We start from the raw sequence: 22,288 nt of genomic DNA, 5'->3' as shown, positions 1-22,288 counted from the left end.
GGCCCATGGCCGTCGAATCGCCTGTCTCGCAACGAGCGACGGTCACCGCACTGCTCCTCCTGACGTTCGCCACGGGCCTCGTCGACGCCGTCAGCGTGCTGGTACTCGGCCACGTCTTCGTGGCCAACATGACCGGCAACGTCATCTTCCTGGGATTCTGGTTCGTGCCGCACTCCGGTGTCGACATGACGGCTGCGGTGGTGGCGTTCGCGAGCTTCGTGGCGGGCACCGTGCTCGGCGGGCGGTTCGCGCGTCACCTCGACACCGAGGTGCGCCGCTGGCTGGGCGTGGCACTGGGCGCCGAGGTGGTGATGCTCGGCGCGCTCGCGATCCTCGCGGGGTCCGGTGTGCTGGCCTACGACGACGGCGGCAAGCTGGTCTTGATCGCGGGTCTGGCCGTGACCTTCGGCGCGCAGAACGCCACCGCGCGGCAGTTCGGCATCCAAGAGCTGAGCACCACGGTCCTGACGTCGACGATCGTGGGGATCGGGTTCGACAGCCGGCTCGCGGGCGGCACCGGCCAGCGGGAGAAGCTGCGGTACGGCGTGGTCGCGACCATGCTCGGGGGCGCGGTACTCGGCGCCACCATGACCCGGTTCGTGGTCGCACCGGTGATCGGGCTGGCCGCCATCGCCGTGGCCGCGAGTGCTGCGGTGTTCTGGTTCGGCCCCGCTCCTGCCGACTAGCCTGACCGGCATGCCCTCCGTACTCGTCACCGGCGCCGCGCGCGGCATCGGCCGGACCATCACCGAGCACCTCGCCGCCAGCGGATGGGACGTGATCGCAGGCGTGCGCACCGATGCCGACGCCGCGGCGATCGGCGACGTCGCACCGGGCCGGGTCACGCCCGTCATCCTCGACGTCACGAAGGACGAGGACGTCGCGGCGCTCGCAACCGCGCTCCCCGACCGCCTGGATGCGGTGGTCAACAACGCGGGGGTCGTCGTCAGCGGCGCGATGGAGACCGTGTCGACCGACGACTGGCGACGGCAGTTCGACGTCAACGTCGTCGGCCAGATGGCCGTGACCCGAGCGGTGTTGCCGCGCCTGCGGGCGTCGCGCGGCCGCGTCGTGTTCGTCTCCAGCGTGAACGGGCAGCTGGTGATGCCGATGCTCGGCGCGTACTGCGCCTCGAAGTTCGCGTTGGAGGCTGCGGCCGAAGCCTTGCGAATGGAGTTGCGGCCGTGGGGGATCGGCGTTTCGGTGGTGGAGCCCGCCCAGACGGACACCGACATGTGGCGGCAGGCTGACGCGATGGTCGTAGACGCCGAGAACTCGTTGTCACCAGAGCAGCGGACGCTCTACGGGCGGCACATCGCAGGCATGAAGAAGATGATCCCGATAGCGCAGCGCATGACCGTCGCGCCCGAGACCGTCGCGGGCGTCGTGGAGCGTGCGCTCACTGCGCGTCGGCCTCGTCCGCGGTACATCGTCGGCGCCGGGCCCAAGCTGCAGGTGGCCGTGATGACGAATCTTCCCATCGCCGTTCGTGATCGCGTGCTGCGCAAGGTCGCGGGACAGCCTTAGGCGCACGCGGTCGTGGCGGTGCACCGAAAACGCAGCTCGGCAGGCGTACCCGACCTGTTCGGGTACGAAGCCAGTGGCCTACGTTGGCTGTCGGCCGTCGATGCCGGCGTCCCGTGCGCGCGAGTGATCGCCTGGGATCGCGACACTCTGGAACTGGATCGGCTCGAGTCGGTCCGTCCGGATGCCGCCGCCGCGCGCGAGTTCGGCCGCCGCCTGGCGATCACGCACGACGCCGGTGCCGCGGGGTTCGGTGCACCGCCCGACGGCTGGACGAAGCCAGGTTACTTCGGGCCTGCCGCGAGTCCCCTGCCCATGTCGCTCACCGCTCACGAGTCGTGGGGGGAGTTCTACGCGGTCGAGCGGGTGGAGCCCGCCTTGGCGCGGGCGGCCGACGACCTACCCCTCGCGACGCGACGCGGCGCGGCGGAGGTGATCGATCGCTGCCGCTCGGGACGTCTCGACGACGGCGATCGGCCGGCGCGGCTGCACGGTGACCTGTGGAGCGGCAACGTCATGTGGACTGCTGCCGGCGTCGTGTTGATCGACCCAGCCGCACACGGCGGACACCGCGAGACGGATCTGGCAATGCTCGCCCTGTTCGGCTGTCCCCATCTCGACGCCGTGCTCGACGGGTATCAGCGCGAGCACCCGCTGCGTGCGGGGTGGCAGCAGCGCCGGGGTCTGCACCAGCTCTTTCCATTGCTGATGCACGTCGCTCTGTTCGGATCGTCGTACGCGCCGGCTGTCTCGGCTGCGATCGGCAGCGCACTGCAGATCTAGCCGTCGATACTGATCTTGGTCGCGAAACCCAAGGTCGTCGAGATGGCAGCAAATTCGACACCTCGAGCCGGAACTAGATCACAAACTAGCCCTGCTACGTTTCGGGGTGACCGGGGAGACTCGCAGTTGTTTGCTGAGTGTCGGGTTGCAAAAACCCCAGATCACGGTGGGCATCGGCATTCGATGGCCGATGCCTTCGGCGCCGAATGGGGCCCACAGCAATCTGTACTATTGCCGTCTGCGTAAGTGTTAACGTGCTGTGAATCACGTTCAGATGTCGGGGAAGGGACTGGTCACATGGCAGCGAGGCACCGCAAGGCACGCCAGCGGGCGAGGAACGTCGCTGTCGTCGCGACCGCGACAGCGACGGTGTCGGCGCTGACGATGGGAGCCGCGCCCGCCCCGCAGCCGACCAAGGCGGTGTCGGAGGAGGCTGTCGATCTGGCCGCCGCGATCCGGTTGCTGCCGAACTCCAGCCAGGTCCCGGACATCACCGGCGGACTGGGCACCGTGGTCTACAACGGGGGCCAGGCGATTGGCGATCAGCTGGTCCGCGCGGTGGTCAACGGCATCAACCTGGCGGCGCTGGCCCAGGCCGCGGGTGTCGATCCGCGCAGCCTGGTCAACTCGCTGCTCGCCGAGCTGCCGGCGAATCTGCTGCCCGGCATCCTCTCGGCGCTCGCGTTGGATCTGCCGGTTCTGGACACGGTCCTCGACCAGGTGCCCGGAATCGGGCAGCTGCTCGCCGACGTGCTGGACGCCCTCGGTCTCGACGAGGCCGTCGACGGCAGCCTGACCGGGCTGCTGGCGCTCATCGGTCTCGACCTGTCGAACCCGCTCAACCTGTCGAACCTGCTCGACCTCGCGGGCGTCAACATCGTGACGGCGGGACCGACGTTCTCGGTGCTCAAGATGCTGGGCCTCGACCTGGGCTGGACGCCGTCGTTCCCGAACTCGGTCGCCAACGAGATCAACGGCTCGCCATACCTCGAGATCGGTGCGAACGGGATTCTCACCAACCTCCTCGACCGGTTGAACGACAACCCGCTCATCGACGTCATCGATCCGCTCGGCCTGCTGCGCAACGGACTCTCGAACGCCATCGAAGGACTCACCGGAAACATCCCCGATGTGCTGGATCTGCGCGTCGTCCCGACCATCGGCATCGGCTTGGGCGCCTTCGCCGCGGCGATGGCCTACGAGCAGGTCCTCGCGGACCTCGACTTCCAGCCCGGTGGCGCGCTGCACGAGTTCGGCGGCAACCCACTGCTCGGCAGTCTGACCCTGCTGCCGATGGTGTTGATCAACAACCCCGCGCGTCCCGACGGCGGCATGTTCGCCCGATTCGGCCCGCTCGCAGCGCTTTTCGGCATCAACACCGTCAACCCCACCACCCAGGTGTCGTCCAGCGGCGGCCTCGGTGGCCCACTGGGAACGAGCGTCGGCGGTGCCAACCTGGTGCCGATCCTGATCGACGCGACCTACGAGTATCAGCCGCTCTCCGACTTCGCGTCCTGGCCGAACCCGTTCACCCTCGGCAACAACGCGGCCGCGGCGCTGCTACCCACCTACATGCTGCGCGGCTTGACGCTCGAAGGCCTCGACGAACAGGTCATCGACCTGATCAACGAAGCCGTCGGCGAGGCGACTGAGCTGAACAACCCGTTGGCGCTGAACCTCTATCTGACGCTGCAGTCCAAGACGCTGCCCATGCTGGAGCCGCTGTACCTCGCATCGGACTTCCTCAACATCGTCGGCCTCAGCCCGCTGGCGCAGATTCCGATGCGGCTGGCCAACGCGCTCGCCCCGGCGCTGAGCATCCTGACCAACATCGGCTACTCGAACGTCGTGCGGAACGCCGACGGCACCTACACACGCGACTTCACCGACGCCGGCGTCGAGACACCGTTCCTGTCGTTCGCGAACATCGACTACGGTCGGGCACTGTCGGATTCGTTCAACGCCCTGCTCGGCGGATTCCAGAAGGAGTTCTTCAGCGGCAACCCGACGCAGGGCACGCCCAACGTGCTCAAGAACCTGCTCGACGCGCTGCTGAAGGGCAACCTGCTCGGCGGCACGGGCGCCGTCCCATCGGGTCAGACGCCGGGCACGGTCACCAATCCCCTCGCTGGTCTGCTCGGTGGGCTCACCGGTGTCATCAACAACCTGCTGGGCGGGCTGCTCGGTGGCGGCATCGGCGCTGCGGCCACGCCGCTCGCTGCGAGCACGCTCAACGCGAACCTCGATGTCGCCGACATCCCCGCGACGGACGCCAGGTTCTCCAAGCTGTCGATCTCGGGCGGCGCCGGAGACGAAACCATCTCCGAGGCAACAGAATCAAGTGAGGAAGGCACCGAAGGTGAGGCCGAGGAGGGCCAGACCGAGGAGGGCCAGGCCGCCGAGGGTGACGGCACCGGCGTGACGCCGGAGGCGCCTGCGGACGAGGAGACCACCGACGAAGAGGCCGCCGAGGACGAGGTAATCGCCGAGACGCCCTCTGCCGACGAAACCGAGTCTGCCGCGGAAGAGCCTGCTGCAGAGGAGGAGTCGGCCGGGCCGAAGCACGCCAAGCCGGAGGGTGAGGACGAGCCAGAGGAGTCGTCGGTCGACGAGCCCACGACGCCCAAGCATGCGAAGCCCGATACCGACACGTCCACGGGTGCCGCGGCCGAGGGGTCGACGAAGAAGCCGTCGCTCAACGTCGTGCGCGACACCGCCAACGCGTCGTCGCCTGCCGACAAGCCCGGCCCCACGTCGTCCACCACCGCGGGTGGGGGCGACGAGAAGGCCGCGGCCACCGATGCCGATGCGGGAAGCGATGATTCGGCGTCGGGGGGCAGCGAGTCCGACGCCGCCTGACGTCAGCTGAACGCCAGCCAACTGGGCAACGCTCGCTCGCGGGAATCGCACAGGACCTGTTGGGTGTCGCACGATCCCCTGGGCACGCCCGCGCCCGCCCACATGCCGCCGGCGTCGCGGCGCAGCACGATGGCCGAGGATCCGCCGCCGTCCAGCAGGATCGCGGTGTCGCTCCCGAGGCCGCGGAACAGGTCCTGGATCTGGTCCGGGGTGTAGCTGCCGCCCTGGAACACGTACATCTCGTCACGTGCCCGCGAGTACGCGAGCGCAGTCCGTGCCGCGCTCGGCCCGCCGTCGTTCATCTGTCCGGTGTCACCCGGGGCCAGCAGACCGAGGCCGGCCACGGCGACGAACCGGGTGCCCTCGTCCATCAGACCCGCGATCACGGGTGACGCGGCGTCGTAGTCGGTGGGCGACTTCGGGGTGATGACGAACGGTGCGCCGGCGACGGGCAGGATCATCGTGCTCAGCGCGGTCCACGTCTCGTTGCCGTTGGACAGGCCCTGCTTGCCCGCGTAGGCGATGGTGCCCGTGACCGCTGCGTTCGCCTGACCCTGGCCGCGGGTGTTGTCGACGTAGGCGCCCAGCGGAGAACTGCATCCCGTCGACTTCCACGACCCGCCCTGCTGACCGCGGATGTCGAAGAAGTTGGCGTTGACCGCGATGGTTGGCTGGCCGAGGGCCTGCCAGGCCTGCAACGGGCTGTACAGCTCCGATGCCTGCGACAGGCCCTCACCGGTACGCGCTCGCGGATCCCGTTCGCAGCGACCCTGGTAGCCGCGATGCGAGTCGACCAGCAGACGGGGCGTAAGTCGTTGCGACGCAGCCTTGATGATCATCAGGTGGCCGCCGCTGGTCATCTCATACCAGTTGCCCGCGGCGTTGAGCATGGGTGCGGGATTGCCGCCGCCGAAGTTGTAGACGAGGTAGGTGCCCTTGGTGCTGGCGATCGCGCCGGCCAGGAGTTCTCGGGCGTCCGCGGCGTGCGCCGCGGGTGCGACGGCCATGGTCGCCAGCGTGGCACCCAGCACCGCCGTCGTCGTCCAGGCGATCAGGCGCCGGAAGTTTGCGGCTGTGTTCGGCACCTGCGGCCCTTTCGCGTGGTCCCTCGAGTAGAGACCACAATAACCACAGGTGACCCACTGTCAACTTTCGTCACAGACAGGTCTCGATCACGTCTCGGCCGAATCGCGTTCAAGGCCAATGTCTTTGCTATGCGCTCCGCCGGGATGACCGAGCCGGCGCACGTGGCGACCCCCCGAGGCGTAGCCCTGGGGCGCCGGTATCAGGCAGGCGGAGCGAGTCGGTAGATGGCGTCGGCGTAGTCGTCGCTGACGTACACCGCACCGTCCGGGCCGGCGACGGCCGCGACCGGGCGACCCCACCGGGTGCCGTCATCGGACTGGAACCCGCCGACGAGGGTCTGCTGATCCCCGAGCGTCCCGTTCTGCCACGGGAAGAACGACACCTCGGGGGCGCGCGGCGGTTCGCGGTTCCACGACCCGTGCACGCCCGCCAGTGCACCGCGGTCATACGGTGCGGGCAGCCCGCCGTCGACGAAGCTCAGGCCCAGAGCCGCGGAGTGGGCGCCGAAGCTCTGTTCGATCGGGGGCAGCGCAGCGCAGTCGAGTTCGGAGCCGTCGGCGTTGGTCTGCACGTCGCGGGCGAACGTCATGTTGGCCGGGCCGCCGACGGGATTGCAGTACGGCCAACCCAATTCGCGACCGGGGGTGACCTTGGCCAGCGACTCGGGCGGGTTCTCGTCGACGTAGTCCGGGATCACCTTGCCGTAGTCGGGGCCCTCGTCGGGCACGGCGATGTTGTCCCGGTTGTTCACCGCGGTCCACACCGAGCCGTCGGGCGCGATGGCGAGACCGGTGCCGTTGCGGACTCCGGTGGCGAACGGCTCGGCCGGGCCACCGCCGGGCGGAACGCGCATGATCGTGGCGCGCGGCGGAGTGGCCGTGCGGTCCTCGGCGGATACGTTGCCGGTCGACCCGATCGAGAAGTACACCGCACCGTCGGGTCCGACCGCGACGCTCTTGAGCGCGTGCGAGTACGCGCCCCGCAGGTCGGGGCTCTTGGCGTCCGGCAGGCCCGCCGCGACGGTGCGCGGCCGGGTGGCCTGGCCGTCGACGTAGTCGTAGGCGTCGACCTGATCACTCTGCGCGACGTACAGCGTCGACCCGGCGAAGGCTAGGCCGTGCGGTTGATCGAGCCCCTCGAGCAGGACCTGGTTCTCCGGTCCCGCGCCGGTTGGTCGGAGGCTCAGCACCTGGCCGCTGCTGGGCTCCGACACCAGCAAGGCGCCGTCGGGAGCCCACGCCAGAAGCCGCGGTTTCTCCGACCGGTTCCACACCGACAGCGTCCAGCCCTTCGGCACCAACGCCTTTCGCGGTTCGTCGAACGGCGCCGCGCGGAAGTCGTCGGGCACCTGCACCGTCACCTCTTCGAGGCCCTGGGCCGCTGGCGGCTGGGTGGCCGAGGCCGTGCCGGGCTGGGAGGATGACTCGGACGCTTCGGACGACGGTGGCGATGGCGCCGAGGAGCACGCCACCACCACCGTCGAGGCGGCCGCGAGGGCCGCGAGGATCCGACTATGCCGCTTCAAGGCCTGCATGCATCTCCCAGACGAGGATTTCCGATGGTTCGGTCGCGGTGACCCGTTGGCCGCCGGAGGCGGTGAAACGCACGGCGTCGCCTTCGACGAGTTGGCCGGCGCCCTCGAGGGCGACCTCACCGCGCGGCACGAATAGGTGCAGGTACGGCGCCTGGGGCAGTTCGACCGTGTCACCGGGTTGCAGCCGTGCGCCCTTCAGGGCGGCGTACTTGTTGCGGATGGTGATCGCGGTGTCGTCGGCGTGCTGGGGCATCCCCGACGCGATGGTCACCAGCTTGCCGCGCATGAGTTCGTCGTCGATCTCCAGCTGCTGATAGCCCGGCGTGATGCCGGACTCGTCGGGCACCACCCACATCTGGACGAAGTGCACGGGCTCGCTGTGCGACGTCTCGCCGGTCAGCCTCCAGGAGTCGTTCTTCTCGGAGTGCAGGATGCCGCGCCCGGCCGACATCCGTTGCGCCAGACCGGGATAGATGACGCCCGAGTGGCCCGTCGAGTCCTGGTGGACGAGCGACCCGCGCAGCACCCACGTGATGATCTCCATGTCGCGGTGCGGGTGGGTCTCGAAACCCGCACCCGGGTGCACGACGTCGTCGTTGTTGACCAGGAGCAGTCCGTGGTGAGTGTTCGACGGGTCGTAGTTGCCGCCGAAGGAGAACGAGTGCTTGGAGTCGAGCCAGGAGATCTTGGTGGCTGCGCGGTCGCCTGCGCGCCGGATCTCGACGAGTTCGCCTGTGGTCATGTGATCACTCCTGTCGAGTTCATCGCCAGCCTAGGTGCGGGCGCTGGACACGACAACATGAATGATGTGTCATGTATTCCATGTGGTTGTCCGAGGACGAGCAACGGGTGTGGCGGAGCCACCTCGCGATGACGAGTCGGCTGCAGGCCGCGATGAACCGGCAGCTGCAGCGCGACTGCGGTCTGTCGCTGGCCGACTACGAGGTACTGGTGGCCATCGACGAGCGGGCGGGCTGCCGGATCTCCGAGCTGGGGGAGCGGCTCGGCTGGGAGCAGAGCAGGCTGTCGCACCAGCTCAGCCGCATGCGGGGACGCGAGCTGGTCTCGCGTCAGGGGGCCTCCGACGACCGCCGGGCGGCGACCGTCGACCTCACCGACGCAGGCCGGGCGGCGTTGGCCGCCGCCGCGCCCGGGCACGCCAAACTCGTCCGCACCGTCGTGTTCACCGACGTGCGGCCGGCGGATCTACGCGCGGTGCAGCGGTGGACGGCCGCTGTGCTCGCCCGGCTCGACGATCAGCAGGCCGGATGAACGCCGCTTACCAGTCCTTCTCGTCGAACGTGATGACACCGCGGATGTTCTTGCCGTCGATCATGTCCTGGTAGCCGTCGTTGATGTTCTCGAGCGTGTAGGTGTTGCTGATCATCTCGTCGATCTTGAGCAGGCCCGACTTGTACAGCCCGACCAGTCGCGGCGTCTCGATGTGCGAGCTGCCACCGCCGAAGATGTTGCCCTTCAACGTCTTCTGCAACATGGTGAACAGGAACAGGTTGAGCTTGACGTCGGCGTCCATCATCGAGCCCATGCCGGTCACCACGCACGTGCCGGTCTTGGCCGTGAGGATCATCGCCTCCTCGACGTACTCGCCGCGCATCTCGCCGACCGCGATGATGGTCTTGTCGGCCATCAGCCCGTGGGTCACGTCGATCATCGGGCCGATCGCCTCGGCCATCGACGGGTAGACGTGCGTGGCGCCGAACTTGATCGCCTGATCGCGCTTCCACTCGTTGGGGTCGATCGCGATGACGGTCTTCGCGCCGGAGATCACGGCGCCCTGAAGTGCGCTCATGCCGATGCCGCCGACGCCGACGATGGCGACCGTCTCGCCGGGCTGCACGTCGGCCACGTTGGTCGCCGACCCGAACCCCGTCGGTACCGCGCAACCCATGATCGCGGCCGTCTCGAACGGGATGTCGCGGTCGATCTTGACCACCGAGTCCTTGTGCACCGTCATGTACGGGGCGAAGGTGCCGAGCAGGTTCATCGGTGACACCTCGTGCGAGCCGGCGTGCACGCGCGACGTGCCGTCGGCGATGGCCTTGCCGCCCAGCAGCAGGGCGCCCCGGTCGCACAGCGAACGGAACCCCTTCATGCACGGCGGGCAGTCACCGCAGGCGGGGATGAATGCGAGGATGACGTGGTCGCCCTCCTCGATGCCCGTGACGTTCTTGCCGACCTTGGTGACGACGCCCGCGCCCTCGTGTCCGCCGAGTGCGGGCAGGCCGATCGGGGTCGCCCCGGTGGTCAGGTGGTAGTCCGAGTGGCACATCCCGGCGGCGTGCATCCGGATCTGCACTTCGTCCGCGATGGGGTCACCGAGATCGATCTCGTCGACCCGGAATGGCGTGTTCAGTTCCCACAGCAGAGCGCCCTTGGTCTTCATGGCGGCGATCATAGAACACGTTCTAGAAAGCGTATAGCCGTGGGCTTCTAGCTGCGGTTATGTGGCGTCACACCCCGTCGTTCAGCGAGTGGTGCGCCGGGCCGAGGGTGCCCAGGGCACGGCACATCGCGAGACGCGCGTTCTGGTGCGAAAGTGCGAGTAGACGCCACCAAAAGGCGCATCTCGACGGCACGTGACCCTCTACAGATGGATCGGCAGCCCGAACTTCTCGAACAGGCCGTCGGCGTGGAACGCGACCACGTGGGAGATGCGGCCGTCGCTGATCTGCAGCACGTGCAGCTGGAACTCCTCGTGCCTGCCGGTCTCGCGGTTGAGCATGTACAGCGCTGCCGCCGGCTGACCGTTGGCGGTAGTGGCGACGAAGCGCATGTCGCCGGGCCCCTCGGCGGGGCAGTGCGTCTTGGACAGCGTGACGATGTTCGCCGGGCCCCGGTACCAGCCGTCGAACGGTGGCATCTCGAACACCGCGTCGGCGGTGAACAGCTCGACGAGCTGGTCCATGTCGTAGGTCTCGAACGCCGCCACGTACTTCGCGAGCTGTTCCCGCGCCTCGGGCGAATCCGGGTCCGCGATCTCGCCGTCGCGCGTCGGTTGCGCGGCGTCGAGCTGCGCACGGGCGCGCTGCAGCAGGCTGTTCACCGCGGCGGTCGAGGCGCCGATCGCCTCACCCACCTCGGAGGCCTTCCACTGCAATACCTCGCGCAGCACCAGGACCGCGCGCTGCCGGGGCGAGAGGTGCTGCAACGCCGCGACGAACGCCAGCCGTACGGACTCGCGGGACTCGGCGATCATCGACGGATCCGACGGGTCCTCCCGCGGCGCGTCGGGCAGCGGCTCCAGCCAGGTGATCTCGCGGTGTTCGGCGATGTCGCCCGACGGGTCCGACGCGGGCGCCCCCAGACCCGACGGCAGCGGCCGGCGCTTGCGGCCGTCGAGCGACGTCAGGCTCGTGTTGGTGGCGATCCGGTACAGCCACGTGCGCACCGACGACCGGCCTTGGAACCCGTCGTAGGACTTCCAGGCCCGCAGATAGGTCTCCTGCACCAGGTCCTCGGCGTCGTGCAGCGAGCCGGTCATCCGGTAGCAGTGCGCGAGCAGTTCGCGGCGATACTTCTGCGCATCGGACAGGAAGACGTCTCTGGGGTCGGACGACTCCGGAACGGCTGATACATCTGTGAGGACGCTCACGGGGCAGAGCCTACTCAGCACCACCGACGAGTCCAGGGCTGCGACGAAGGCGTCTGCCAAGGGCGGGCGTTAGTCTCGCGGGGTGTCGGCAACCCGCGAGGAACGCAGCTTCCAGAGTGCCCAAGGCGGTGGCAGCCCCGTCCGCATCGTCTACGACGTCTGGACCCCCGAGATCGCGCCCCGCGGCGTGGTGGTGCTGTGCCACGGATTCGGCGAGCATGCCCGTCGCTACGACCACGTCGCTCAGCGATTCGGCGCGGCCGGGCTGATCACCTACGCGCTCGATCTACGCGGGCACGGTCGCTCGGAGGGCAAGCGCGTCTACCTGAAGGATCTCGCCGGCTACACCGGTGACTTCCACACCCTGGTCGGCATCGCCGCCGCCGAGCACCCGGGGCTCAAGCGGGTGGTGTTGGGCCACAGCATGGGCGGCGGCGTGGTCTTCTCCTACGGCGTCGAACACCCCGACGACTACGCGGCGATGGTGCTCTCCGGGCCCGCCGTCTACGCCCAGGACGGGGTGTCGCCGGTGATGGTCATGGTGGCCAAGGCGGTCGGCAGCATCCTGCCCGGGCTACCCGTGGAGCAGCTGCAGACCGACGCGGTGTCCCGCGACCGGGCCGTCGTCGCCGCGTACCAGGCCGACCCGATGGTCCATCAGGGCAAGCTGCCCGCAGGCATCGCCAAGGCGCTGATCGGCGTCGGGGAAACGATGCCCCGGCGCGCGTCGGCGCTCACCGCCCCGCTGCTGGTCGTGCACGGCGAGCAGGACAAGCTGGTGCCGGTAGCAGGCAGCAGGCAACTGCTCGAATGCGTCGGAGGCATCGACGCCAGCCTGAAGGTGTACCCCGAGCTGTACCACGAAGTGTTCAACGAGCCCGAGCGCGAACTGGTGCTCGACGACGTCGTCTCCTGGATCGAGGTGCGCCTGTGAAGACGGTGCGTGTGAGAAGGGTGGCCACCCGACTGTTCGTGGCACTCGCGACGCTCCTGGCCGTGGTCGCCTGCTCGTCGGAACCGGCGCCGACGGCCGCCGAACCCGGGGGCTGGGTCGACGAGGACGTCACGTTCGTCGCCGACGGCCTCACCCTGCACGGCACCTACCGGCACCGCGGCGAGCCCGCGCCAGGACCTGCGGCACTACTGATCTCCGAGAGCGGGAACACCGACCGCAACGGGGACAACGCCGTCGCGGGGCCCGTCGGCAACATGCGCCAACTCGCCGAGTACCTCTCGGACAAGGGCATCTCGAGCCTGCGCTACGACAAGGTCGGCACCGGCAAGACCGGCCTGGGGCCCTACGCGACGCGGCCCGCCGACGTCGGCAGCGCCGTCTACACCGCCGGTGCGAAGGCCGCGGCCAGGTTCCTGGCCGGGCAGTCGCAGACCGACGCGTCGCGCATCTCCGTCTACGCCCTCGGCGAGGGCACGGTGCACGCGATGGCACTGGTCACCGACACCGCCCCCGATGCGCTGAAGGTCCACTCGCTGGCGTTGTTCCAGCCGCTGTCCGGTCGCTACCTCGACATCATCACCGGCCGGGTGCGCGCCGACGTGGACGCCGCCGTCTCCACGGGTGCGAAGAACCGCCAGCAGGGCGACGAGGTGCTCGCGGCCTGGGCCAACGCCGTGAGCGAGGCACGGACCAAGGGCACCGCACCGGCGAAGCTGCCAGAGGGCCTCGGAGCGATCCTGAACCCCGCGAACGTCAAGGCGGTCGTCGAGGCCGACGCCATCGACCCGCTGGCGCTGGCGGCGAAGGTCCCGGCGGGCATGCCGGTCTTGGCGACGTGTTCGGACTCCGACGCTCAGGCCGACTGCACCGCGGAGAAGCCGCTGTTCGCCGCCCTCGGCCACACCGCGCTGACCGTCGTCGAACTCAAGGGCGTCAACCACGTGCTGCGCGACGACCCGTCCGACAGCGTCGCCAACTACGCAAAGCAGGATCCGCTGTCGCCGCAGCTGGTGACGGCGCTGGACGGCTTCGTCGGCAAGTAGTGGCTAGACTTTCCACAATGACGCGAACAGTGGTCGCCTCCGGTTACGGCAGCCCGGAAGTCCTTGTGCTGCAAGACATCGAGCTACCCCCGCCGGGGCCGGGTCAGGTGCTCGTCGACGTGCGCGCGGCCGGCGCGAACCCCATCGACTACAAGCTCTACAGCGGACAGATGGGCGACGACCATGCCAACCTGCCCATGCCGGTCGGCATGGAGGTCAGCGGTGTCGTGGCCGCCGTCGGCGACGGCGCGGAAGGCTACACCGGTCCGCTGACGGTCGGCGACGAGGTGATCGTCACCGGTGTTCGCGGTGCCTACGCCGACCAGGTGCTCGCAGACGGCTCCGACGTGGGGCGCAAGCCCTCGGCGCTGAGCTTCGAGCAGGCCGCCGGGCTGGTGCTGACCGGCGGGACGGCGTGGCACCTGTTGACCGAAACGGCTGTGGGGACGGGTGACACGGTGCTCGTGCACGGTGCGGGCGGCGGCGTCGGCCTGATGGTCGTGCAGTTGGCGGCAGCGCGCGGGGCCAAGGTGATCGGCACCGCCAGCCCCTCCCGGCACGACGAGCTGCGGCGATACGGCGTCGAACCGGTCGCCTACGGGGACGGGCTGGTCGATCGGGTGCGTGCGATCGGGCCCGTGGACGTGGCCCTCGACCTGGTCGGCACCGACGAGGCGCTGGACACCTCGGTGGAATTGGTCGCCGACCGGTCGCGCATCGCCACCATCGCGGGCTTCGCGCGCGGCGGTGACCTGGGCATCAAGGTGCTGACCGAAGCGAACGGTGGCCAGGCCATCCGCGATGCGGCGCGCCCGGAACTGCTGGCGCTCGCCGACGCGGGTGCCCTCGAGGTGTCGGTCGACAAGGTCTTCCCGTTCGCGGAGGCGGCCGACGCCCACCGGTACCTGCAGGAGGGCCACGCGCGCGGAAAAGTCGTACTGGTTCCCTAGCTTCTGACTCATGACACACGACTGGATCCGCTCGTGACGGACGACAAGATGCTGGCCCGAATCGCCGCACTGCTGCGGCAGGCCGAGAACACCGAGAACGAACACGAGGCCGAGGCCTTCATGGCCGCGGCGCAGCGACTCGCGACCACGACGTCGATCGACCTGGCGGTCGCCCGCGCGCATGCTGCGACCCGCACGGCCGCACAGGAGCCCGTGCAACGCACGGTGACGATCGGCAACGCGGGGACCCGTGGATTGCGCACCTACGTGCAACTGTTCGTGGTGATCGCGATGGCCAATGACGTGAAGTGCGACGTCGCCTCGAACTCGACGTTCGTCTACGCCTACGGCTTCGCCGAGGACATCGACGCCACCCATGCGCTGTACGCCAGCCTCGTCGTGCAGATGGTCAAGGCCTCCGACGCCTATATCGCGAGCGGCCGGCATCGGCCCACGCCGACCATCACCGCGCGGCTGAACTTCCAGCTGGCATTCGGGGCGCGCGTCGGGCAACGGCTCGCCGACGCCCGCGACGAGGCCAAGCGGCAGGTCGCAGCAGACGTCGAGCGGCCGAAGGGTACGGAGATTGCGTTGCGCAACAAGGACATCGAGCTGAAGTCGTTCTACCGCGAGGCGTCGAAGGCGCGCGGCACCTGGCGGGCCACCAACGCCTCGGCCGGGTATTCGTCGGCGGCCAGACGGGCAGGCGACCGGGCGGGGCAGCGTGCCAAGCTCGGCCCCAGCCCCGAGTTGTCCGGCGCGCGGGCAGCCCTGAACGACTGACCGTCCGTGCCCCGCGACGCGCAACGCTCGAAGGTCTACGCGGCCGAGGACTTCGTGCGCACGCTGTTCGACAGGGCACGGGCGCGGGGCAACACGATCGAGTTCTTCGGCGCCAACATCACGTTGCCGCCCGAGGCGCGGTTCGCATCGGTCGACTCCGTCTCCCAGTACGTCGACGAGGTGCTGAATCTGCCTGCGGTGCAGCGGTCGTGGCCCGAGGTGCCGCCGCTGCGGGTACGCAGCCGTCGCGGTCGGACGGCTGCGCACTACGAGCGCGACGGCGACGAGGCGGTGATCGCGGTGCCCGACGGCAGCGCGTCGTGGGCGCTGCGGGAACTGGTGGTGCTGCACGAGATCGCACACCACCTCAGCCCCGTCGAACCCGCCCACGGCCGTGCGTTCGTCGCGACCTTCTGCGAGCTGGCGGACGCCGTCATGGGTCCGGAGGTCGCGCACGTGCTGCGGGTCGTGTACGCGAAGGAGGGTGTGCGGTAAGGGAAACGGGTTAACGTGGGCCGGGTGAACGAGCCGCAGCCCGTAGATCCCGTAGCCCTCGACGCCCTGTTTGGTCGACTGCTGCACACCGAGGATGCCGCGCTGGCCGCGGCGCGCGAGGCCGCGGACGCCGCGGGGATGCCGAAGATCGAGGTGTCCGCCCAGCACGCGAAGCTGCTGTCGCTGTTGGCGACGATGTCGCGCGCCAACCGGGTGCTGGAGATCGGCACGCTGGCCGGGTACAGCACCATCGCGCTGGCGCGTGGGGTGGGGCCGGGCGGGCAGGTGGTGACGCTCGAGTACGAGCAGGCGCACGCCGACGTCGCCGCGGCCAACCTGGAGCGCGCCGACATCGCCGACCGCGTGGAGATCGTCGTCGGCGCCGCCCTCGACACCCTGCCGCGCCTGGCAAGCCGGGGCGAGAAGTTCGACTTCTTCTTCATCGACGCGGACAAGGAGAACAACTCGGCCTATGTCGACTGGGCCGTCACGCTGGCCACTCCCGGTGCGGTGGTCGTCGTGGACAACATCGCCCGCTTCGGCCGGGTGCTGGACCCAGCGCCCGATGATGCGCAGGCCAGGGCCGTGCACGACATGTTCGTCATGATGGGCGAGCATCCGAGGCTCGACGTCGCCGCGATTCAGACGGTTGGGACGAAGGGGTGGGACGGGTTCGCCGTCGCATTGGTGCGCGATTAACGGGGCGCTCGTGCGCTAGATGGCGGACTGCAGGCCGCGCGGGGGCACGGCCAGGCCGTCGACGGCCTCGGTCAGGCTCGCCGACACCGCCTTCTCCGACAGCCCCAGGCGCTCGGAGGCCTCGACGACGGTCATGCCGCGCCCATAGGTGAGGTCCATGCACTTGCGTTGCTGCGTGGACAGCTTCTCGAAGCGCCGTACGGGCTCGTCGTTGATCGCCTTGGTCTGCACCGGTGGTTTGGCGTTGGCGTCGACGTCGGTGCGAACGTGTTCGACGGCCAATCGGTGCGCGAGGTTGACCAGCCACGCTCCCGGTGAGGACGTGTCGGCGTCGAAGTCGGCGGCGGACTCCCATACCTCGACGTAAATGCGCTCCATCAGGGCTTCGCGCTCCATGGGATCGCGGACCAGGGTCCCGATGACGCCGAACACCCGCGAGGAGGTTCGGTCGTAGAACTTCAACAGAGCGTCCGAGTCGCCACGGGCGATGCGCTCGATGAGGGAGTCGAGGGTGGAGAGTGCTGCGGTCACTGTTGGGCCATTCCGTGTCAGCGTCGACGTGTGCCGGTGTTGCCTCACAGGCAAGGCGAAGATACCCAGCGGCGTCCGGAGCAAAACCTCTCGTGACCTCGTGTTTGGCGCGCCGACGGCTAGGGCATGGTCGGCTGGTGAGCATCAGAGTGCAGGGCACCAGCATCGAGATCGACCGTCAGGTCGCCGCACCGTCGGACGCCGTGTGGGACGTGCTCACCGACCTCGACGCGTGGCCGCAGTGGGGCCTGACCGTCACCGCCGCTCAACTCGACGAGGGCGACGTCCTGACCCTGGGCGTCACGGGTCTGGTGTGGACGCCGGTGGGCGTGCCGTTGCCGTTCACCATCGACGAGTTCGTGCCCGGTCGGTCGTGGGGCTGGCGGGTCGCCGGTGTGTCCGCGACGCGTCACGGCGTCGACCCCGTGGGTGACGGCTGCCGGCTCTGGATGACCGCGCCGCTGTGGGCCCCTGCCTACCTGCCGGTGCTGGCCGTCGCACTGGCGCGCATCGACGAAATGGCCAGGGAGCGCTAGCCCGCCGAACGTCGATTACCGTCACGCTTTTTCGTGAAAGGCGTGGCGGTAACCGACGTTCGCGGGGAGTCGAGCGCTAGCTGCAGACCGCTCCGACGGCCGCCGAGTGCACCAGCTTCGTGTACTTCGCCAGCACGCCGGACGTGTACACCGGGGGCAGCGGCTCGAAGCCGACCTTGCGGGACTCGAGTTCGTCGGCGTCGACCAGCAGGTCGAGGGTGCCCTTGCCGACGTCGAGCCGGATCCGGTCGCCGTCGCGGACGAACGCGATCGGTCCACCGTCGACGGCCTCCGGTGCGACGTGGCCGACGCAGAGGCCGGTGGTGCCGCCGGAGAACCGGCCGTCGGTCATCAGCAGCACGTCCTTGCCGAGGCCCGCGCCCTTGATCGCGCCCGTGATCGCGAGCATCTCGCGCATGCCGGGTCCGCCCTTGGGCCCCTCGTAGCGGATGACGACCACGTCGCCGTGGGTGATGGTGCCGTCCTCGAGCGCGTCGAGTGCGGCGCGCTCGCGCTCGAAGACCCGTGCGGTGCCCTCGAACACGTCGGAGTCGAAGCCCGCGGACTTCACCACGGCACCCTCGGGGGCCAGCGATCCGTGCAGGATCGTGATGCCGCCGGTCGGGTGGATCGGTGACGTCAGTGCGCGCAGCACCTTGCCGTCGGGATCGGGCGGTGCGATGTCGGCGAGGTTCTCCGCCATGGTCCGGCCCGTGACGGTGAGGCAATCGCCGTTCAGCAGCCCGGCGTCCAGCAGCGCCTTCATGACGACGGGCACGCCGCCGATGCGGTCGACGTCGAACATGACGTGCTTGCCGAACGGCTTGACGTCGGCGAGGTGCGGCACCTTGGCGCCCACGCGGGTGAAGTCGGCGAGCGTGAGTTCGACGCCCGCCTCCCATGCGATCGCGAGCAGGTGCAGCACGGCGTTGGTGGATCCGCCGAACGCCATCACCACGGCGATGGCGTTCTCGAACGCCTCCTTGGTCATGATGTCGCGGGCGGTGATGCCGCGCTTGAGCAGTTCGACGACGGCCTCGCCGCTGGCGCGGGCGTAGCCGTCACGGCGCTGGTCGCTGGCCGGCGGTGCGGCGGACCCGGGCAGGGACATGCCCAGCGCCTCGGCTGCCGAAGCCATGGTGTTGGCGGTGTACATGCCGCCGCAGGCGCCCTCGCCGGGACAGATGGCGCGCTCGATGATGTCGACGTCCTCGCGCGACATCAACCCGCGGGCGCAGGCGCCGACGGCCTCGAACGCGTCGATGATCGTCACGTCCCGCTCGGTGCCATCGGTCAGCGTGGCCTTGCCGGGCATGATCGAGCCGGCGTAGAGGAATACGCTGGCCAGGTCGAGGCGGGCTGCGGCCATCAGCATGCCGGGTAGCGACTTGTCGCAGCCGGCCAGCAGCACCGAACCGTCGAGGCGCTCGGCCATCATCACGGTCTCGACGCTGTCGGCGATCACCTCACGCGACACCAGCGAGAAGTGCATGCCCTCGTGGCCCATCGAGATGCCGTCGGACACGGAGATCGTGCCGAACTCCATGGGGAAGCCACCGGCGGCGTGCACGCCGTCCTTGACGGACTTCGCGAGCCGGTCCAGCGACAGGTTGCACGGGGTGATCTCGTTCCACGACGACGCGACGCCGATCTGCGACTTCACCCAGTCGTCGTCACCCATGCCCACCGCGCGGAGCATCCCGCGGGCGGCGGTCTTCTCGAGGCCGTCGGTGACGTCGCGGCTGCGGGGCTTGATGTCGGGTTGAGCGTCTGAGGGCATCCGTCGATTATGCGCTCGACCAGTTAGTAGTCCAAAACGATTTCGATACCCCTTGGGGGTATCCGGTACGGTGGGTTCATGACCTCCATCACGTCGGCCACCGGGCGCATCGCCGCGCTCGTCGCCGCAGCCGCCACCGCCCTGTTCGTCTCCGCCTGTACCGAGACGCCCGCGTCGGACGACCACGCCAGCCATTCGCAGGGCGCCGAGTCGTCCGCGCCTGCCCCGTCCGGCGAAGCGCCGGCCGCCCTGCCCGCAGGCGTCAACGACGCGGACGTCGACTTCGCCAAGGGCATGATCCCGCACCACGAGCAGGCCGTTCAGATGTCGGAACTGGTGCCCGACCGATCGTCGGACCCGGCCGTGATCGAACTGGCCGCGGCCATCTCGAAGGCCCAGGAACCCGAGATCAAGACCATGCAGGGGTTCCTCACCGAGTGGACCGGCAGTGCCGCGACCGGCCACGAGGGTCACGACATGGGTGCGATGGGGATGCAGGGAATGGTCGACGGGGCCACGATGGAGAGGCTGGAGACGCTCAAGGGCGCCGAATTCGACACACTGTGGCTGCAGTCGATGATCGGCCATCACGAAGGAGCCATCGCGATGGCCAACACCGAGATAGCCGACGGTGCCGATGCCGACGCCAAGGACCTCGCCGCCGAGATCGTGAAGACCCAGCAGGCCGAGATCGATCAGATGAAGCAGATGCTGGGAGGCTGACGTGTCCGAGATCGAGACACCCGTCGACGAGGTTGCCGCACATGGCTATTCGTCGAACAAGGAGAACTACGCCAAGCGTCTGCGGCGCATCGAGGGCCAGGTGCGCGGGATCTCGAAGATGATCGACGAGGACAAGTACTGCATCGACGTGCTGACGCAGATCAGCGCCGTCAACAGCGCGCTGCAGTCGGTGGCGCTGGGCCTGCTCGACGAACACCTCGGCCACTGCGTGAGCCACGCCGTCGCCGAGGGCGGCGAGGAGGCCGACAAGAAACTCGCCGAGGCGTCGGCTGCCATCGCCCGGTTGGTGCGGTCCTGACCGACGTCGGGCCGGAATGGCAAGCGCGGGATACGCGTAACGATCGTCCAGACCAGGGCGATCAAAGTGGCAGTTCAGCGGTCATTCGACGGCCGCGTACCCGGCCCGATGCCGGGGCGTGACGGTCGTCGCGGGGATGGGCGAGACCCCGCGCTGTGCCACACTGGGGTCAGTTTGGGTTATGGAGGTGGCTAGATGCCGCAAGGGACGTACGTACGGGCGCCACAGAAGGCGATGAAGAGAATCGCGACTGCGGTGTTCACGGCCGGACTGGTCGGTTCATTCGCGCTTGGCAGCCCATCTGCCTGGGCGGAACCGCAACCGGACCCGGCGGTGCCCGTGCCGCCGGTCGCGCAGCCGGCACCCCCGGCGCCGTTCCAGATGCCGCGCATGCCGTGGGATCCGCCTGCGCCTCCCGTCGCCGAGCCGGTGGTGCCCGCCACTCCTGCGCTCAACCAGTACGGCGCCCCCGCGGTCATCCCCGAGGGGACGCCCGCAGGCCAGAACCCGACCCCGTACACGGGGGAGCCGGTGTTCGCGCCGCCGACGTTCAACCCGGTCAACGGGTCGATGGTCGGCGTGGCCAAGCCGATCTACATCAACTTTCAGCGCCCCATCGCCGACCGTGCGATGGCCGAGCAGGCCATCCACATCTCGTCGAGCCCGCCGGTTCCCGGCCGCTTCTACTGGACCAGCGACACCCAGGTGCGCTGGCGCCCGCAGGACTTCTGGCCGGCCAACACCACGGTGAACATCGACGCCGGTGGCACCAAGTCCAGCTTCCGCACCGGTGACTACCTGGTGGCGACCGTCGACGACGCGACCCACACGATGGAGATCAGGCGCAACGGCGAACTCGAGAAGACGTTCCCGGTGTCCATGGGCAAGGAAGACGGCAAGCACGAGACCAAGAACGGCACGTACTACGTGCTGGAGAAGTTCCCGGACATCGTGATGGACTCGTCGACCTACGGCGTGCCGGTGACGTCGGCCGAGGGCTACAAGCTCAAGGTCCAGGACGCCGTCCGCATCGACAACAGCGGCATCTTCGTGCACAGCGCGCCGTGGTCGGTCGGCGATCAGGGCAAGCGCAACGTCAGCCACGGCTGCATCAACCTGAGCGCGGCCAACGCCCAGTGGTTCTACGACAACTTCGGTAGCGGCGATCCCGTCGTGATCAAGAACTCGACCGGCCTCTACAACCAGCCCGACGGTGCGTCGGACTGGCAAATGTTCTAAGCGCGCCTCGTCAGCGACTCACCTCGGGGATGAGTCGTCTGCCCACCCCCTAATTTGCTCTGCCCGCTTTGCTCTGCGCTTTCCGCACGATATGGTCGTGCTGGGCGTTGGGGGAAGCGTGGCTGAGAGTAAACCGGTGGTGAAGGAAGTCAAACCGAAGCGCGGTCGGCCTGCGGGCGGCAGCGCGGGGGAGACCCGTGCCTCCATCGTGTCGGCCGGCCGCATCGTGCTCGGCGCCAGAGGGCGCAGGGCGGCCACCGTTCGAATGGTCGCCGACCAGGCAGGACTGTCCAATACGGCGGTCTACTACTACTTCGCGGGCATCGACGACATCCACGACGCGGTCGTTGCGGACGTCTCGTCGCTGATGAAGCGGTCCGTCCGGGACGTCCTGAACCAACCGACGCTGCGCGCCCAGATTCGCCACTACGTCCTCGCGATGCGCCGCCTCGACGTCGAGGATCGTTCGCTGATGCCGTTCATGATGCGCGACTACCTCGACGTTGCGCGCGGACCCAAGCGCAAGCGCAAGGGGTCGCTGTTGATGGCGACGAACGACCTGATCGGCGCGATGGTCAGCAACGCCGTCGAGCGAGGCGAGCTGGCCCCCGACGTCGACCAACGCGCCATCGTCGGCCTGCTGTCGTCGATCCTGTGGGGCGTGCAGCTCCATGCGGGCTTCGCCGACGATGCGGACGCGGTGGCGCGGGTCTCCAACTACCTCGACGTGGTGCTGACCCACGGCGTGGTCCGAGGCGGGGCGGCGTCGAACGCCCTCGCCGGCTGACCGGGTCTAGCGGCCCTCGAACTTCGACAGGTACAGCCACGTCGGCCGG

23 protein-coding genes are annotated in these 22,288 nt (G+C 68.8%); 16 read left to right on the top strand and 7 right to left on the bottom strand.

The annotated features are described in order from the left end of the window. Window positions 1–5 precede the first annotated feature (5 nt). The 4 genes from G6N61_RS17840 to G6N61_RS17825 all read left to right on the top strand — a co-directional run bounded on the left by G6N61_RS17840 (window position 6) and on the right by G6N61_RS17825 (window position 5,166). The gene (locus tag G6N61_RS17840) at window positions 6–686 is read left to right on the top strand and encodes a YoaK family protein (protein ID WP_163919719.1); all 681 of its coding nucleotides are present in this window, start codon (window positions 6–8) and stop codon (window positions 684–686) included. Window positions 687–696: 10 nt separating this feature from the next. Beyond that, on the top strand, window positions 697–1,527 hold the full coding sequence (locus G6N61_RS17835; protein WP_163919718.1) for an SDR family NAD(P)-dependent oxidoreductase: 831 nt from the start codon (window positions 697–699) through the stop codon (window positions 1,525–1,527). A gap of 12 nt (window positions 1,528–1,539) precedes the next feature. Continuing rightward, window positions 1,540–2,307, top strand: coding sequence for a fructosamine kinase family protein (locus G6N61_RS17830; protein ID WP_163919717.1), 768 nt, complete (start codon window positions 1,540–1,542; stop codon window positions 2,305–2,307). A 297-nt stretch (window positions 2,308–2,604) separates the two neighbouring features. Further along, on the top strand, window positions 2,605–5,166 hold the full coding sequence (locus G6N61_RS17825; RefSeq protein ID WP_163919716.1) for a hypothetical protein: 2,562 nt from the start codon (window positions 2,605–2,607) through the stop codon (window positions 5,164–5,166). A 2-nt stretch (window positions 5,167–5,168) separates the two neighbouring features. On the opposite strand, the gene G6N61_RS17820 is transcribed toward G6N61_RS17825, so the two are convergent. The 3 genes from G6N61_RS17820 to G6N61_RS17810 form a co-directional block, all read right to left on the bottom strand. Further along, entirely contained in the window at window positions 5,169–6,251 is a 1,083-nt protein-coding gene (locus G6N61_RS17820) for a phosphodiester glycosidase family protein (protein ID WP_163919715.1), read from the bottom strand. Between the two features lie 200 nt (window positions 6,252–6,451). Beyond that, a complete protein-coding gene (locus G6N61_RS17815) occupies window positions 6,452–7,786 on the bottom strand; it encodes a PQQ-dependent sugar dehydrogenase (RefSeq protein WP_179973479.1) in 1,335 nt (444 codons plus the stop codon). After that, window positions 7,764–8,528, bottom strand: coding sequence for a pirin family protein (locus tag G6N61_RS17810; RefSeq protein WP_163919714.1), 765 nt, complete (start codon window positions 8,526–8,528; stop codon window positions 7,764–7,766). Before G6N61_RS17810 ends, G6N61_RS17815 begins: the two co-directional genes overlap by 23 nt. A 71-nt stretch (window positions 8,529–8,599) precedes the next feature. Here G6N61_RS17810 and G6N61_RS17805 point away from each other — a divergent pair, with 71 nt between their 5' ends. Further along, window positions 8,600–9,058, top strand: a complete 459-nt coding sequence (locus G6N61_RS17805; RefSeq protein ID WP_163919713.1) for a MarR family winged helix-turn-helix transcriptional regulator — start codon at window positions 8,600–8,602, stop codon at window positions 9,056–9,058. 7 nt (window positions 9,059–9,065) lie between these two features. Here G6N61_RS17805 and G6N61_RS17800 read toward each other — a convergent pair whose 3' ends face one another. Continuing rightward, window positions 9,066–10,190 carry an NDMA-dependent alcohol dehydrogenase gene (locus G6N61_RS17800; protein WP_163919712.1) on the bottom strand — a complete coding sequence of 375 codons (1,125 nt, stop codon included), beginning with the start codon at window positions 10,188–10,190 and terminating at the stop codon, window positions 9,066–9,068. A 201-nt stretch (window positions 10,191–10,391) separates the two neighbouring features. Continuing rightward, entirely contained in the window at window positions 10,392–11,399 is a 1,008-nt protein-coding gene (locus tag G6N61_RS17795) for a sigma-70 family RNA polymerase sigma factor (protein ID WP_235887165.1), read from the bottom strand. A gap of 82 nt (window positions 11,400–11,481) precedes the next feature. Here G6N61_RS17795 and G6N61_RS17790 point away from each other — a divergent pair, with 82 nt between their 5' ends. The 6 genes from G6N61_RS17790 to G6N61_RS17765 are packed head-to-tail and all read left to right on the top strand — an operon-like array spanning window position 11,482 to window position 16,324. Next, window positions 11,482–12,333, top strand: a complete 852-nt coding sequence (locus G6N61_RS17790) for an alpha/beta hydrolase (protein ID WP_163919711.1) — start codon at window positions 11,482–11,484, stop codon at window positions 12,331–12,333. Between the two features lie 5 nt (window positions 12,334–12,338). Beyond that, the gene (locus G6N61_RS17785) at window positions 12,339–13,397 is read left to right on the top strand and encodes an alpha/beta hydrolase family protein (protein WP_170314511.1); all 1,059 of its coding nucleotides are present in this window, start codon (window positions 12,339–12,341) and stop codon (window positions 13,395–13,397) included. Between the two features lie 17 nt (window positions 13,398–13,414). Further along, window positions 13,415–14,347 (top strand): NADP-dependent oxidoreductase, encoded by a 933-nt coding sequence (locus G6N61_RS17780; protein ID WP_163919710.1) that lies wholly within the window; start codon window positions 13,415–13,417, stop codon window positions 14,345–14,347. A gap of 33 nt (window positions 14,348–14,380) precedes the next feature. After that, window positions 14,381–15,130, top strand: a complete 750-nt coding sequence (locus G6N61_RS17775) for a DUF2786 domain-containing protein (RefSeq protein ID WP_163919709.1) — start codon at window positions 14,381–14,383, stop codon at window positions 15,128–15,130. Between the two features lie 6 nt (window positions 15,131–15,136). Beyond that, the gene (locus tag G6N61_RS17770; RefSeq protein ID WP_163919708.1) at window positions 15,137–15,625 is read left to right on the top strand and encodes a TIGR04338 family metallohydrolase; all 489 of its coding nucleotides are present in this window, start codon (window positions 15,137–15,139) and stop codon (window positions 15,623–15,625) included. A gap of 15 nt (window positions 15,626–15,640) precedes the next feature. Next, window positions 15,641–16,324 carry an O-methyltransferase gene (locus G6N61_RS17765; protein WP_163919707.1) on the top strand — a complete coding sequence of 228 codons (684 nt, stop codon included), beginning with the start codon at window positions 15,641–15,643 and terminating at the stop codon, window positions 16,322–16,324. Between the two features lie 15 nt (window positions 16,325–16,339). On the opposite strand, the gene G6N61_RS17760 is transcribed toward G6N61_RS17765, so the two are convergent. Further along, window positions 16,340–16,855, bottom strand: a complete 516-nt coding sequence (locus G6N61_RS17760) for a sigma-70 family RNA polymerase sigma factor (protein WP_163919706.1) — start codon at window positions 16,853–16,855, stop codon at window positions 16,340–16,342. A 137-nt stretch (window positions 16,856–16,992) separates the two neighbouring features. Here G6N61_RS17760 and G6N61_RS17755 point away from each other — a divergent pair, with 137 nt between their 5' ends. Beyond that, entirely contained in the window at window positions 16,993–17,391 is a 399-nt protein-coding gene (locus G6N61_RS17755; protein ID WP_407666247.1) for an SRPBCC family protein, read from the top strand. A gap of 76 nt (window positions 17,392–17,467) precedes the next feature. Here the strand turns inward: G6N61_RS17755 and ilvD are convergent, their stop codons facing one another. Further along, complete coding sequence (ilvD, locus tag G6N61_RS17750) at window positions 17,468–19,171, bottom strand: dihydroxy-acid dehydratase (protein WP_163919705.1); 1,704 nt, start codon at window positions 19,169–19,171, stop codon at window positions 17,468–17,470. Between the two features lie 78 nt (window positions 19,172–19,249). Here ilvD and G6N61_RS17745 point away from each other — a divergent pair, with 78 nt between their 5' ends. From G6N61_RS17745 to G6N61_RS30890, 4 genes are all read left to right on the top strand, one after another. Further along, window positions 19,250–19,894: a DUF305 domain-containing protein gene (locus G6N61_RS17745; protein WP_163919704.1), complete on the top strand. Its 645-nt coding sequence runs from the start codon at window positions 19,250–19,252 to the stop codon at window positions 19,892–19,894. 1 nt (window position 19,895) lies between these two features. Next, complete coding sequence (ricR, locus tag G6N61_RS17740; protein WP_407666246.1) at window positions 19,896–20,213, top strand: copper-sensing transcriptional repressor RicR; 318 nt, start codon at window positions 19,896–19,898, stop codon at window positions 20,211–20,213. A gap of 234 nt (window positions 20,214–20,447) precedes the next feature. Then, window positions 20,448–21,452, top strand: coding sequence for a L,D-transpeptidase (locus tag G6N61_RS17735; RefSeq protein WP_163924904.1), 1,005 nt, complete (start codon window positions 20,448–20,450; stop codon window positions 21,450–21,452). Between the two features lie 118 nt (window positions 21,453–21,570). After that, window positions 21,571–22,239 carry a TetR/AcrR family transcriptional regulator gene (locus tag G6N61_RS30890; RefSeq protein WP_163919703.1) on the top strand — a complete coding sequence of 223 codons (669 nt, stop codon included), beginning with the start codon at window positions 21,571–21,573 and terminating at the stop codon, window positions 22,237–22,239. The last annotated feature ends 49 nt before the right edge of the window (window positions 22,240–22,288 follow it).

The organism is Mycolicibacterium arabiense (assembly GCF_010731815.2).
In the GTDB taxonomy this organism is placed as follows: Bacteria; Actinomycetota; Actinomycetes; order Mycobacteriales; family Mycobacteriaceae; genus Mycobacterium; species Mycobacterium arabiense.
The sequence above is the reverse complement of the archived record's forward strand: the minus strand, read 5'-3'. Positions and strand labels throughout refer to the sequence as shown.

Bases quoted from the DNA above. Each gene is read 5' to 3' on its own strand.
- G6N61_RS17840 (WP_163919719.1), top strand. From the start codon at position 6: ATGGCCGTCGAATCGCCTGTCTCGCAACGAGCGACGGTCACCGCACTG.
- G6N61_RS17835 (WP_163919718.1), top strand. From the start codon at position 697: ATGCCCTCCGTACTCGTCACCGGCGCCGCGCGCGGCATCGGCCGGACC.
- G6N61_RS17825 (WP_163919716.1), top strand. From the start codon at position 2,605: ATGGCAGCGAGGCACCGCAAGGCACGCCAGCGGGCGAGGAACGTCGCT.
- G6N61_RS17815 (WP_179973479.1), bottom strand. From the start codon at position 7,786: ATGCAGGCCTTGAAGCGGCATAGTCGGATCCTCGCGGCCCTCGCGGCC.
- G6N61_RS17810 (WP_163919714.1), bottom strand. From the start codon at position 8,528: ATGACCACAGGCGAACTCGTCGAGATCCGGCGCGCAGGCGACCGCGCA.
- G6N61_RS17805 (WP_163919713.1), top strand. From the start codon at position 8,600: ATGTATTCCATGTGGTTGTCCGAGGACGAGCAACGGGTGTGGCGGAGC.
- G6N61_RS17800 (WP_163919712.1), bottom strand. From the start codon at position 10,190: ATGAAGACCAAGGGCGCTCTGCTGTGGGAACTGAACACGCCATTCCGG.
- G6N61_RS17780 (WP_163919710.1), top strand. From the start codon at position 13,415: ATGACGCGAACAGTGGTCGCCTCCGGTTACGGCAGCCCGGAAGTCCTT.
- ilvD (WP_163919705.1), bottom strand. From the start codon at position 19,171: ATGCCCTCAGACGCTCAACCCGACATCAAGCCCCGCAGCCGCGACGTC.
- G6N61_RS17745 (WP_163919704.1), top strand. From the start codon at position 19,250: ATGACCTCCATCACGTCGGCCACCGGGCGCATCGCCGCGCTCGTCGCC.
- G6N61_RS17735 (WP_163924904.1), top strand. From the start codon at position 20,448: ATGAAGAGAATCGCGACTGCGGTGTTCACGGCCGGACTGGTCGGTTCA.